The organism is Bradyrhizobium sp. HKCCYLS2038, from assembly GCF_051167655.1.
In the GTDB taxonomy this organism is placed as follows: domain Bacteria; phylum Pseudomonadota; class Alphaproteobacteria; order Rhizobiales; family Xanthobacteraceae; genus Bradyrhizobium.
Window position 1 is genome coordinate 1,064,714 of record NZ_JBNPTM010000001.1, and the last position, 12,278, is coordinate 1,076,991.

Consider the following 12,278-nt stretch of genomic DNA (forward strand, 5'->3'; position numbering starts at 1 on the left):
GTGTCGCGGATCGAGAATGACGTCGCTGCGCTCAAGGCCGGTCTGGAGCAGACCAACCAGACCAGCCTGGTCGAGCTGAACAAATCCGCCGAGCGTCTGGACCGCCTCGAGAAGATTCTCGGTGAGCTGTCGACCAAGGCGTCGGGCAAGCCGAGCGAGCTGCAGCGGCTCAGCGATGCAGTGGAGCGGCTGCGCGCCGCGCAGGCCTCGGCGCAAGGCAACGCGGGCTTGCAAGCGGCCTCGCGCGACACGACAGGGTCCGTCCCTCAGGCGGTGGGTGCGATCAATGCCGCCGCGCCGCCGGTCGGCGTCGCCAGCCGGCAGGAAGCGAGTCGGCAAGAAGCCAACCGGCAGGAGGCCAGTCGGCAAGAGGCGAGCCGGGCCGAACAGGCTCGCGCGGAGGCCACAAGGACCGAGCCGAGCCGTGCCGAGGCCGCGCGGACCGAAGCGGCGCGCGCCGACGCCAACCGGCCGAAGGTCGTCGAGGGCTGGGTGCTGCGCGACGTCGGTCGTGGCGGCGCGCTGATCGAGGGCCGCGGCGGGCTCTACGAGGTCTATACCGGTGATCCCGTGCCCGGGCTCGGCAAGGTCGATGCGATCAAGAAGCAGGACGGCCGCTGGGTCGTCTACACCACCAAGGGGCTTGTCGTCGCGCGCTGACCGACCATCTCTGACGTGAACGTTTCCGGCGAGGCGCCTCACTGCGACGTGAGGCGCCTCGTCGCATATTGGCCCGCAACTGCCGCCTTTCGGCTATCTTCGTTCGGTAGCAAGCCGGCGCTCCGCGACAGCCGCCCGTCCGGCTCGCGCGGTGAGTTGCGAATGAGGAGACGCATGTTGCGACCGTTGCTAGTTGGCCTGGCCTTGCTGTGTAGCTGCCCGCTCGCGCAGGCCGACGAGAGCGCGCCGATCGAGCGCGGCGCTGCGATCCTCGAGCCGTTTGCACTGCGCGATCTCGACCAGGGCCCGTTCAGTCTCGCCCGGATGCTGGCGCCTGCGGCGGCCAATGCGCCGCTGACGGATGCGGCGCTGTTCGCGCTGCCCTCGATGCAGCCCGTGCGCAAGGCGCTGGATGCCGAGCTCGATCGCTACGTCGAGCGGCACAAGGCGACCTTGCCCAACGAGAGCATCGGTGTCGGGCCGCCGCATGCCTTCCAATTGTTCGATCGCACGGTGCTCGATTCCGCCGATGCGCGCTTCGTGCTGGCGGGTGTCGTCAACCGCATGGACCGCGCCTTCGTCGATCCCGAGCATTGCGGCGAGGTGCGGCTGTTGTATCGGCTGACGCGGACCACGCCGCCGGAAACCAAGGACGGCGAGGTGGCCTCGCCGCGGCTGCCGATGACGCTCAACATCGTGCTGAAGGCGCGCAGCGATGCGCAGGCCAAGGCCAATGCGCCGAGCTGCGCCGAGATCGCCAAGCGCTGGCTCGCGACCGCGGATCTGCAGTTGACCGGCCCCGCGCTTGCGGAGAAGCTGATGGCGCCGGACGGGCCGCTGGCGCTGATCGCGCCCGGCAACATCCATCGCATCGAGACCAATCTGCAGATCGCGCATGCGCCGAAATCGCCGATCCGCGATTTCCGCACCGACTACATGATGAAGGTGTTCGACTATCAGGCCGCGGGCGCAACCTTCGAGGAGGCGGTGCTGGAGGATCAGATCGATCGCGACCGGCTGCTTGCGGACGGTGCGCTGGCGCGCGAGTTCAAGGACTGGCTGCTCGATCCCGTCCATCTCGGCGAGCTCGACCGCGGCATGGCTGTCATCCCGGACAAGTTCCTGGCCAAGGTCGCGGTGGCGCCGACGCCGACCGGCTTCGTCGAGTCCGACATGCTGCCGGCCCATGGGCTGGTGCAAAGCGAGGGCGGCGGGGCGACGGCTGTGTTCAGCGAAAGCGACGTGGTCGGGGCGCTGGCGAAGGCCGCGGCGCAGGGCATCCAGCTTGAGAACATCCAGTCGGTCGCGGGCTTCGAGCGCCGCCTCAACGATTCCAGCTGCGGCGGCTGTCACCAGACCCGCGGCATCGGCGGCTTCCACTTCCCTGGCGTCGACTGGATGGCGGAGAAGCCGTCCAACACCGTCGTGGTGCCCGGTTCGCCGCACTTCTTCGGCGACCAGATCCGGCGTCGCGACATCCTGACCGCGATCGCCGAGGGCCGGACGCCGGATTTCTCGCGCGGCTTCGCCAGCCGTCCGCAGCTGCGCGGCAGCGCCGAGCTCGCCGGCTCCGTCTACAATGACGGCTGGGGCGGGCATTGCTACGCGGCAAGCAGCGCGGCCGCCGGCAACGACAAGAGCTTCTCGACCTGGACCTGCGCCGCCAACCTGTCCTGTCAGACCGGCCCGGCGACGCGGTTCGGGATGTGCTTCATCGCGACGCGCTAGCGTCAGGCCACCGCGCCGCGCGCGCGCAGGGCCTGAATGGCGTCGGCATCGAAGCCGGCCTGGCGCAGGATCTCGTCGCTGTGCTGGCCGACCTCGGGCGGCTTGCGCGGCGCGACCTTGCGCTGGCCGTCGATGAAGATGGGGCTGTTGACGGTCAGCATGGTGTCGTTCTCGAACGGCACCAGCACCTCGTTCTCGATCATCTGCCTGTCGTGGGGAATATCGTCGAGAATGCCGATGACCCCGAACACGAGCCCGCTGCCGTCGAGGATCTTGCGCCACTCGGACAGCGGTTTCGTCGCGAACACCGCGTCGAACTCCTGGATCAACTCGACCGAGCGGGCGTGGCGGTCGGCCTTGGTGGCAAAGCGTGGATCGTCGATGAGGTCGTCACGGCCGAGGCAGCGCGCCAGGATCGGCCATTGCTTCTCCTCGTTGAGCAGCGACAGCATGATCCAGCGGCCGTCCCGGCATTTGTAGTGATTGGCCACCGCGTTCAGCGCCCGCTCGCGTGGCCGCCTCTCGACGAACGTCGCGCCGCACAGCTTGGCCTGGGCCAGCACCGACGCGGCCCAGACCCCGTTCGCCATCAGGTTGGAGGCGACGTGGCTACCCTTGCCGGTCTTCTCGCGCTGATACAGCGCGGTCACGATCGCCCCATAGAACGCCATCGCGCAGGGGTGGTCGCCCATGCCCGCCACCGAGCGCGCCGGCGTCGTGCTCTCGTCGGCGCGCACCAGGTCCATCAGGCCGGACCGCGCCCAATAGGCGTTGCTGTCGAAACCGGGCTTGTCGGCTTCCTCGCCTTTCTCGCCATACCCCGTGAACGACGCATAAATTAGCCGCGGGTTCAGCGGCGCAAGCTTTTCGTAGGTGAGGCCGAGCTTGGCCCGCACCGACGGCGGGAAGTTGGTGATGAAGACATCCGCCTCGCTGACCAGCCGCTGCAGAACCGATTGCGCTTCGGGTTTTGACAAATCGAGCGCGATGCTGCGCTTGTTGCGGGCTTCGAGATACCAGGCGTAATTGTGCTCGCTGCGCGGATAGCCGGGCAGGTTCGGCAGGTTGCGATAGGGATCGCCGGCGCCGGGGGGTTCGATCTTGATGACGTCGGCGCCGAAATCGGAAAGCACGGTCGCGGCGGCGGGGGCGGCGATGAAGCTGGCGCAATCCAGCACCTTCAGGCCGTGGAAAATGCCCTTGTCGTCCATGAGGCGTCGCTCCCGATATCTGTTTCCGCGTGCTGGAATTCGATGATTTGCACGGTTCGACAGCCATTTGACCCCGGTCGGGCAGCTGAGGCAATGGCGGGGAGAGAGCTCCAACTACAAACAAACGTAAGTATGGTCAGGAGCGGGCACCGCTCCTGTCTGGTCTCTTGGTGCCTCGTGTCACGCTGGCTTGGCGAAAGCAGCGTTGCGCGCCGAAAAAGCCGTGAGGCGGAATGACGCGGCTCAGCTGCTACACCTTCAAATTCTCGGCCGAGCTTCTGCCGCGGTTGGCGATCTCGTCATACTCGATCGTCTGGCCTTCGTTGAGGGTGGTGAGCCCGGCCTTCTGAACTGCAGAAATATGGACGAAAATGTCTTTGCCCCCGGCCGCCGGCTGAATGAAGCCGTAGCCCTTGGTCGGGTTGAACCACTTGACCGTACCTTTAGCCATACGTTGCCTCCGCGGGATCAATCCAGTTCGAGCCGCCGGTCCCCGCAAGCCGTCGGACTCCCTTTCAGACTACTGCGGTTGAGACAGGCTTGATAGCTCAAACCGCGGGCGCTCCTAGCCCGAAATGATCGACATCGTGGCGGCTTTGCGGCTTTTGGCTGCCGCGCCGCTCGCCGTCCCGCGTCCGCTGCGGCCGTTTTGGTATGACAATGAGGCGCGCGATGAGGTTCAAACAGCCGCCTCATACTGTCTGCGTCGCCCCGGTCGCCTGCGGCAGCATCGCGAGATCGGCGGCCTCCGTTGCCGTCCGGACGCGCATCGGCTCGGCACGGCCGCGGATCTCCACGTCCTGCTGCGGCAATGCATCGGGAGCAAGCCCGGCCCGCGCGTAGACCTCATTCGAAATGATGACCTGGCAGCCCAGGGTCTTGGTCATGTCCTGCAGTCGCGACGCGACGTTGACGGCATCGCCGAGTGCGGTGAACACCATGTGGTCCCGATAGCCGATGTCACCGACGATCACCTCGCCGCCGTGAATGCCGATTCCGAAGCGGATCGGATCGGGCAGATCGTGGCTGAGCAGAGCATTGAGCTCGGCGATGTTCGCCGCGATGTCCCGGGCCGCCTGAATGGCCTGACTGCAGGCGGCCTGCGGACCGGCGGAAAGCCCGAACAGCGCGAGCATGCCGTCACCTATGAACTGATTGGGCTGGCCGCCATTGCTGATGACGGCCTGCGAGACCGCGCCGAGGAAACGGTTGACGATGAAGACGACGTCGAACGGCAGCCGCTTCTCGGCAAGGCTGGTCGAGCCGCGCATGTCGACGAACAGGCTGACGAGGTAGCGTTCCTGTCCGATGCCGGTGCGCGCGCCGCCGTGCTCGCCCGGTGCAAGGTTCGGCATGAACAGCTGGAAGAAGGAGATGTCCGCCGTCGGACGCAACTGACAGGCCAGCCTGATCGAGGGATCGGCGGCGCCGACCTGCGCCAGCACGAATGCTTCGCGCGGCGACGGCGCGGGCAGGGTGCTGACATCGCCGATCACCCGGATGCGGCAGGTCGAGCAGCGCGCGCGGCCGCCGCACATGCTGGAATGCGGAACGTTGTTGCGCTGGCTGGCCTCGAGCACGGAAAGACCCTTGGGCACCCGGATGATGCGTCCATTGTTGTAGGACAGCGTCAGCAGGCCGCCACGCCGTTCATGCAATGCGCGCGCCCCTCGGGCTGCGAGCACGATACCGATCAGCCCGAGATAACCGATCAGGAAACCATTCATGATGGTCTCGAGCTTCGCCTGTTCGGCCGCCGTCCCGGTCTGCTTCTGAGACAGGTTCTCGGCACGCCACTGTGGCGTCGCGCTCGCGGCGATGACGTCGCGGCCGCCGCGGTAGAACCCGAGCAGCGCCAGCGTCGGGATCAGCACCGCGCAAGCGAGTAGCCATGGCGCGGCCCGCTTGTAGAACGGCTTCAGGCGCAGCCAGAAGTGCAGGCCGATACAGCCATGGGTCCACGACGTCAGCAGCGCGGCCGACATCAGCCAGACGCGCCAGGATGGACCGGCCCAATAGGAATACAGAACCTGTGGATACAGCTTCTCCTGGCCATAGAGCGTCTGACCGAGGCGAACGCCGGCAATGTGGCTGAAGATCAGGGCCGGAATGCTTAGGCCGAGAACGAGCTGCAGCGGCTCCAGATTCTTACGGCCGAATTGCCGACGCTGGTAGAGCGCCCACAGGCCGAGGCCGCCATGGGTGAGAACGGCAGCATAAAACAGGACGGCCACCGGGAGGAACTGCCAGAACGCCATGTGGTACGCCACGCCTTGGGCGAGCGCCTGCAGGGAGACGTTGCCGAGCGCATGGTTGAGAAAATGGCTGAGCAGGTAGCTGAAGAGGATGAGACCGCAGATCAGCCGCACCTGGCGGATGCCGATGCCGCGAAACGCAGTTTTGAGACGATGGGACAACGAGAGGGTCATGCGGTCCGTTTGATCATGAGCCGCGATGCTAGAGATTTATTCCCTGCCGGCCTAGAGGGGCGGGCCGCGCGCAGCAGGCGATGCCGGCGGGTGGAAGCGTTGACTTGCCCGGCGCGTTCGGGGAAAAGCACCGCGTGACGGCCGTTTCCCCCAGCATCGACGATCCGCATCCGGGCTCCGTGCGCGCCGCGTGGCTGACCGCGGCGGCGATCATCGCCGGCATGACGATCATGCGGCTGGTCTATGCCGGCATGCTCGATCTGCGTACCGACGAGGCCTACTACTGGACTTGGTCGAAGGAGCTGCAGCTCTGCTTCCTCGATCATCCGCCGATGATCGCCTGGTTCATCCGGCTGGGCACCGCGCTGTTCGGCGACACCAATCTCGGCGTCCGTTTCGCGGGCATTCTCGCCATGGCCGCATCGCAGCTCTTGCTCGCCGACATCGTCCACCGTGTCACGCATGATGTCCGCGCCGTGCTGCTCGCGATCCTGCTGCCGGAGGCCGCGCTGTATTACGGGCTGCTGATGGCCAAGGTCGCGCCGGATACCGCAGCGATCCCGTTTGCGCTCGCGATGATCTGGGCGCTGGTGCGGCTCGCCGAGAGCGACGACGGCCGCTGGTGGCTCGTCGCCGGTCTGTTCGGTGGCTTGGCGCTGCTGTCGAAATTCACCGTCGTCATGTTGCTGCCGGCGGTTGCCGCGTTCCTGCTCGTCCCCTCTTGGCGTGGCCGCTGGCTCGCCAGTCCCTACCCGTGGTGCGGCGCGCTGATTGCGCTCGCGGTGTTCTCGCCGGTGCTGATCTGGAATGCGCAGCACGACTGGGCCTCGTTCCGATTCCAGCTCGTCCGCGCGACCGCGCCGCGTGACTTCTCGTGGCGGACCCTGGGTGACTACATCGGTCTCCAGTTCGGACAGGTCGGCTTCGTTCTGCTGCCGGTCACGCTGACAGCGCTGGTGTTGACGGCGTGGCGCGGCTATCGCACGCGTGAGCCGGTCGCGATCCTGCTGTCGACCGCGGTGCTCGTGCCGTTCCTGTACTTCCTCTGGAAGTCGCTCACCCTGCGGATCGGCGACACCTGGCCGATGTTCATGTGGCCGGTCGGCTTTGCCGCGGTCGCCATCAACATCGTGAAGCTCGAGCAGGACGGCGCGCCGGTCTGGTTCATCCGCTCGACCGTGCGCTGGGCGCGCATTGCGGTGGTCACCGGCATTGCCATGGTCGTGCTGATCTTCCTCTACTACGTCGCCGCGCCCTGGAATTTTCTCGGACGGAGCGATCCGATCGGCGCCGAGGCCGGCTATCAGCAGGTGGCGGCGCGCGTCGAGCAGGAGCTGGCAAAGACCGGCGCCACCTGGATTGCGACCTCCGATTATCGCACTTTTGCAATGATGCGCTGGTTCTTCAGGGGACGCGTCCCTGTCGTGCAGATCAACGAGCGCGCCCGCTTCATCGGCTTTCGTGATCCCGGCATGAGCCTGATCGAAGGTCATGCCGGGATCAATGTCGTGCGCGAGCCGGACAACACCGGCCGGCTGCTCGCGGACACCACCGCAAGCCGCGAGCCGCTCGACCGCGTCGAGCGGGTCTGGCGCGGCCGGGTCATGGACAGCTACGCGCTGGAAAAACTGACCGGATGGACGCCGGAGCTGTCGCCGCCGCCGGACTCGCCGCTGTACCAATGGCGCTGGCTCGCCGGCGATCTCGACAGCACGCCGCGCGGCTGATCATTTGTCGTCGTCCTCCTGCTTGCGCAGAAGATCCTTGGCGAGATCTGCGAGCGCCGGACGCGGCAGCGCGGCAAACGGCATCGGCCGCGTCACGTCGATCGCCGCCAGCCCGAGACGTGCCGTCAGCAGGCCATTGAGCACGCCCTCGCCGAGCCGCTGCGAGAGTTTGGCGGCGATGCCGTGCCCGAGCACCTGCTGGATCAGGCTGTCGCTTGCGGCCATGCCACCGGTGATCGCGAGATGGGCGATGACGTGGCGGAGCAGGCTGATCATCCCGAGCGCGCCCGGTCGTCCACCATAGAGCATCGCCAGCTGGCGGATCATCCGCAGGCTCGCGACGAACACGAACAGCACATCGATCATCGCGCGCGGGCTGACGGCGGTGACGACGGAGACACGCTGCGCCGCTGTCGACACCAGCTGCCGCGCCTCGATGTCCAGCGGCGTCATCAGTTCGCGCTCGGCGAGCTTGATCATGTCGGCGCCGTCGATGATGTCGTCGGCATGGCCGGCAAGCTCCGCGCGCGGACGCGCAAGCCGGGGATTGGCATGGGCGATCCGCAACAATTCGGCGACGACCTCGCGGCTCTCGGCGCGATCGTCGGACAGCAGCACCGCAGCCGCGCGTTGATGCAGCTTCTCGATCGTCGCCAGCCGGACCAGCCCATAGGTCTCGCGGCCGATCACGGCGGCAAGTGCCACGGCGGCGGCGGCGGCGAAGCCCGCGCCGACATAGCCCAGCGCCTCGCTGCGCGCGAACAGGTCCTCGATCAGCCTGACGACACCGAGGCCGAGGCCGAGCAGGACGAGGCCGGCCACCGATCCCCAAAAAACCGCGCCCCAGCGGAAGCCGCGGCGGACCGGCAGCACGAGCTCGACCGGCACGGGCAACTGCGCCGGATCGGCTTCCGGTGTGATCTGAATGGTGCCGCGGCCGGGTCGCGCGGTGTCGTCGGCATCGACCACCACGACATCGGGATCGTCGAGCCGGAACGTCTGGGGGCGGCGGTGCTTGGGGCGCTCGCTCATTGCAGCCGGTCTCCGATCAGGAACTGAAGGGCACGGTCCAGACGAATATGGGGCAGCGCGGGCTCGCCGCCAGCGTCGGCCTCCAGCAGCGGCGGTCGGAAGCGGAGAAAGCGGAAGTCGGTGCCGTCGGCTTCGGCGCTCGACAGGCCGCGATAGGCGCCGCCCTTGAACAGCTCCTCGGGGTCCGCCGGCAACTCGCCCGGAAAGGTCGCCACCTCGGTGTTGCCGTCGAAGATCTCGCCATTGGCGCTCTCGCCTGCCGCTGGCGTGCCGAGCAGCGACGGCAGCTTGTCGCGGCCGCGTGCGACCACCGCCTCGCGCGTGGCCCTGACGGCCGCGAGTGCGACGACGTCGATCTCGGCGCCGGTGCTCTCGGCACGCGCCAGCGCGCGGTTGACCGCGCGCCGCAGTACCGCTTCGAGCCGGTCGTGGCTGGTGTGATGCAGATGGTCTGCCTTGGTGGCGGCGAACAGGATGCGGTCGATGCGCGGCCTGAACAGGGTCGACAGCACCGAGCTGCGCCCGACGCGGAAGCAGTCGAGAATGCCGGTCAACGCGGCCTCCAGATCATGCAGCGCCTCCGGTCCGGCGTTGAAAGCCGAGAGCGCATCGACCAGCACGATCTGGCGGTCGAGCCGGGCGAAATGGTCGCGGAAGAACGGCCTGACGACGATGTCCTTGTAGGACTCGTAGCGCCGCGCCATCATCGCCCACAACGAGCCGGCCGGCGCGTGGCCATCGGCGGGCACGTCGAGCGGTGCGAAGGTCAGCGCGGGCGAGCCTGCGAGATTGCCGGGCATCAGGAAACGGCCGGGCGGCAGCAGGCTCATGGCGAAGCGATCGTCACGGCAGGCGCGCAGATAATCGGTGAACAGGCGCGCCGCTTCCAGCGTCGCCGGTTCGTCCTCGCGGCCCTCGGCGGAAAGCGTTGCCAGATGCGCGTGCCAGGCCGCTGCCAGGTTGGCCCGCGGCTCGCTGCGCGACAGCGCCAGGCTTTCGCGGGCCCAATCTTCATAGCTCTTGTTGAGCAGCGGCAGATCGAGCAGCCATTCGCCGGGATAGTCGACGATGTCGAGCGTCAGCGTGCGCTCGGCGCCATTGCTGCGCTGGAATTCGATCACCAGCCGAAGCTCGCTGATGTCGACGGTCGAGCTCGGCCAGCGCCGCTCGGCGACCAGCGCCCGCACGTGGCTCTCATAGGCAAAGCGCGGCACGCCGTCGTCCGGTTGCGGCGCCAGAGCGGCGCGGGCGATGCGGCCGGACGCCTGGGCCTCGAACACCGGCAGACGTCCACCGCGCACCAGGCCATGGATCAGCGCGGTGATGAACACGGTCTTTCCGGCCCGTGATAATCCGGTGACGCCGAGCCGGATCGTCGGGTTGAAGAAGCTCTCGCCATAATCGAGCAGGGCGCGGGCGGAGAGCCGCGCTTCCTCGACGAGTTCGGAAAAGGACACCATCGGGGGAACGAAATTGGGAGGGAAGAGATTCGCCTGTTGAAAAGGCCGTGAGCGACTTTTGAAAGGTGGCGATGCAAAACGCCGGATTCAAGCTCACATTCGCGACCCGTTCCGGGTAGAATCACAGCTTGAACGGAACGTTGACCATCGGAAACCATAATCGTCCTTCCAACATTGTCCCGGGCAACCAGCGCCAGGTTTCTCCATGACCGTATTTCAACTGAAGCAGCTCGCCTCGTCCTCGGTTCATGCCGCCACTGGTGCGGTCCGCTGGAATTACGACAAGGTCGAGATGATCGCGGACGGCATCGTCCACATCGTGGGCATCGCCGCGGGGCTCGTCGCCACGACGGTGCTGGTGGTCCTGACGTCGATCTATGCCAACCCGATCGACGTCGTGGTGGTGTCGATCTATGTCGCCGGACTGCTGTCGATGCTGATCCTGTCGGCGACCTACAATCTCTGGCCGGTTTCGCCGACCAAATGGGTGCTGCGCCGGTTCGACCATTCGGCGATCTATGTGCTGATCGCGGCCACCTACACGCCGTTCATCGCCGCCCTGAAGGATACCGTGTTCTCGGTGGCGCTGCTGCTCGGGGTCTGGGGCGTAGCCATCTTCGGCATCGTGCTGAAGCTGCGCTGGCCGGGCCGGTTCGACGCGCTGTCGATCGGGTTGTACCTGGCGCTCGGCTGGAGCGGCATCATGATGTATGACCGCGTCATTGCGGTCATGCCGACCTCGGTGCTGGCCTGCGTGCTCACCGGCGGCATCCTCTACAGCCTCGGCGTCATCTTTCATTCGTGGCGGCGCTTGCGCTTCCAGAACGCGATCTGGCATGGTTTCGTTCTGCTCGGCGCCGGCTTCCATTACACGGCGGTGCTCGATCTCGTCCTGACATAGAATATTCCGCGCGGAGGGCTTCGCATGCAGGTGACCGGCAAGATTGTAGTGGTCACCGGCGGAGCCCGGGGCATTGGCAAGGCGCTGTGCGAGGCATTCGCCCGCGAGGGCGCCGCCAAGGTGATCGTGGCCGATCTCGATGGCGAGGGCGCCAAGGCGGTGGCCGACAGCATCGGCGGCGCGGCCTTCACATGCGACGTCTCTCGGGAAGCCGACATCAAGCACGTCATCGACGAGACCGAGCGGCAGTTCGGGCCGATTGCGCTGTTCTGCTCCAATGCCGGCATCGGCGGCGGCTTCGATCCGCTGTCGGTGAATGTCGGCGGCACCTCGGACGAGCCGTGGGCGCGCAGCTGGGCGATCCACGTCATGGCCCATGTCTGGGCGGCGCGGCATCTCATCCCGCGCTACAAGGCGCGCGGCGGCGGCACTTTCCTCAACACCATCTCGGCCGCCGGCCTGTTGTCGCAAGTTGGCAGCGCGCCTTACTCGACCACCAAGCATGCGGCCGTCGGGTTCGCCGAAAACCTCGCGATCTCGCACAAGGCCGACAACATCAAGGTCTCGATCCTGTGCCCGCAGGGTGTCGACACCGACATGCTGCGCGGGATCCCGAAGGGCCCGCAATCCGGCGACGGCAACCTGTCGCCGGAGCAGGTGGCGCAGGACGTGCTGAAAGGTCTTGCTGAAGAGAGCTTCCTGATCCTGCCGCATCCCCAGGTGCTCGGCTACATGCGCAAGAAGACCGAGAACTACGACCGCTGGCTCGGCGGCATGGCCAAGATCCAGGCCAAGATGCGCGAAGAGTTCGGGAAGTAGCAGTGCGCCGATAGCTGGCGGGCGATGTCCATCAACAGGCTCCGCTGTCGTCCCGGCGAACGCCGGGACCCATAACCCCAGGGAGCGGTTCGAGGCACACGCGTCGACCATCTCGCTCAACGACCTCGGGCGCGGCGTATGGATCCCGGCGTTCGCCGGGATGACGATGGGGAGAGATCGTACACACCATCGACGATCGACTTGATACAACGACGTTGGACATGACCTCGCGCTCTCGCTGCGCATGACGCCCGAGCTTTGCGATAAACATGGCCCTTCTCACAAACGAAGGGCGCAGGGAATGCCGGGTG

The 12,278-nt window shown here is 66.6% G+C and carries 9 protein-coding genes and 1 pseudogene; 5 read left to right on the top strand and 5 right to left on the bottom strand.

Annotation, left to right across the window (positions count from 1 at the left end; translation table 11 throughout):
* Positions 1–474: 474 nt before the first annotated feature.
* A pseudogene (locus ACQR1I_RS04715) lies at positions 475–660 on the top strand (hypothetical protein); the annotation flags it as partial.
* Positions 661–834: 174 nt separating this feature from the next.
* Positions 835–2,388, top strand: a complete 1,554-nt coding sequence (locus ACQR1I_RS04720) for a hypothetical protein (RefSeq protein WP_434867780.1) — start codon at positions 835–837, stop codon at positions 2,386–2,388.
* 2 nt (positions 2,389–2,390) lie between these two features.
* Here the strand turns inward: ACQR1I_RS04720 and ACQR1I_RS04725 are convergent, their stop codons facing one another.
* From ACQR1I_RS04725 to ACQR1I_RS04735, 3 genes are all read right to left on the bottom strand, one after another.
* Positions 2,391–3,599, bottom strand: a complete 1,209-nt coding sequence (locus tag ACQR1I_RS04725) for a CaiB/BaiF CoA transferase family protein (RefSeq protein ID WP_434867779.1) — start codon at positions 3,597–3,599, stop codon at positions 2,391–2,393.
* Between the two features lie 250 nt (positions 3,600–3,849).
* Positions 3,850–4,050, bottom strand: coding sequence for a cold-shock protein (locus tag ACQR1I_RS04730; protein WP_315734280.1), 201 nt, complete (start codon positions 4,048–4,050; stop codon positions 3,850–3,852).
* Between the two features lie 241 nt (positions 4,051–4,291).
* Entirely contained in the window at positions 4,292–6,028 is a 1,737-nt protein-coding gene (locus ACQR1I_RS04735; protein ID WP_434867778.1) for an adenylate/guanylate cyclase domain-containing protein, read from the bottom strand.
* A 221-nt stretch (positions 6,029–6,249) separates the two neighbouring features.
* On the opposite strand from ACQR1I_RS04735, the gene ACQR1I_RS04740 reads away from it, so the two are divergent.
* The gene (locus ACQR1I_RS04740; RefSeq protein WP_434867932.1) at positions 6,250–7,755 is read left to right on the top strand and encodes a glycosyltransferase family 39 protein; all 1,506 of its coding nucleotides are present in this window, start codon (positions 6,250–6,252) and stop codon (positions 7,753–7,755) included.
* Here the strand turns inward: ACQR1I_RS04740 and ACQR1I_RS04745 are convergent, their stop codons facing one another.
* Positions 7,756–8,787, bottom strand: a complete 1,032-nt coding sequence (locus tag ACQR1I_RS04745) for a YcjF family protein (RefSeq protein WP_434867777.1) — start codon at positions 8,785–8,787, stop codon at positions 7,756–7,758.
* Positions 8,784–10,247, bottom strand: a complete 1,464-nt coding sequence (locus ACQR1I_RS04750) for a YcjX family protein (RefSeq protein ID WP_434867776.1) — start codon at positions 10,245–10,247, stop codon at positions 8,784–8,786. The genes ACQR1I_RS04745 and ACQR1I_RS04750 overlap by 4 nt, the downstream gene beginning before the upstream one ends.
* Before the next feature lie 205 nt (positions 10,248–10,452).
* Between ACQR1I_RS04750 and trhA the strand changes: the two genes are divergently transcribed.
* Both trhA and ACQR1I_RS04760 read left to right on the top strand, forming a co-directional pair.
* Entirely contained in the window at positions 10,453–11,148 is a 696-nt protein-coding gene (gene trhA / locus ACQR1I_RS04755; protein WP_434867775.1) for a PAQR family membrane homeostasis protein TrhA, read from the top strand.
* Between the two features lie 24 nt (positions 11,149–11,172).
* On the top strand, positions 11,173–11,967 hold the full coding sequence (locus ACQR1I_RS04760) for an SDR family oxidoreductase (RefSeq protein ID WP_434867774.1): 795 nt from the start codon (positions 11,173–11,175) through the stop codon (positions 11,965–11,967).
* Positions 11,968–12,278: the final 311 nt, after the last annotated feature.

Coding starts and splice junctions, on each gene's coding strand:
- ACQR1I_RS04735 (WP_434867778.1), bottom strand. CDS start 6,028: ATGACCCTCTCGTTGTCCCATCGTCTCAAAACTGCGTTTCGCGGCATC.
- ACQR1I_RS04745 (WP_434867777.1), bottom strand. CDS start 8,787: ATGAGCGAGCGCCCCAAGCACCGCCGCCCCCAGACGTTCCGGCTCGAC.
- ACQR1I_RS04740 (WP_434867932.1), top strand. CDS start 6,250: ATGACGATCATGCGGCTGGTCTATGCCGGCATGCTCGATCTGCGTACC.
- ACQR1I_RS04725 (WP_434867779.1), bottom strand. CDS start 3,599: ATGGACGACAAGGGCATTTTCCACGGCCTGAAGGTGCTGGATTGCGCC.
- trhA (WP_434867775.1), top strand. CDS start 10,453: ATGACCGTATTTCAACTGAAGCAGCTCGCCTCGTCCTCGGTTCATGCC.
- ACQR1I_RS04720 (WP_434867780.1), top strand. CDS start 835: ATGTTGCGACCGTTGCTAGTTGGCCTGGCCTTGCTGTGTAGCTGCCCG.
- ACQR1I_RS04760 (WP_434867774.1), top strand. CDS start 11,173: ATGCAGGTGACCGGCAAGATTGTAGTGGTCACCGGCGGAGCCCGGGGC.
- ACQR1I_RS04730 (WP_315734280.1), bottom strand. CDS start 4,050: ATGGCTAAAGGTACGGTCAAGTGGTTCAACCCGACCAAGGGCTACGGC.
- ACQR1I_RS04750 (WP_434867776.1), bottom strand. CDS start 10,247: ATGGTGTCCTTTTCCGAACTCGTCGAGGAAGCGCGGCTCTCCGCCCGC.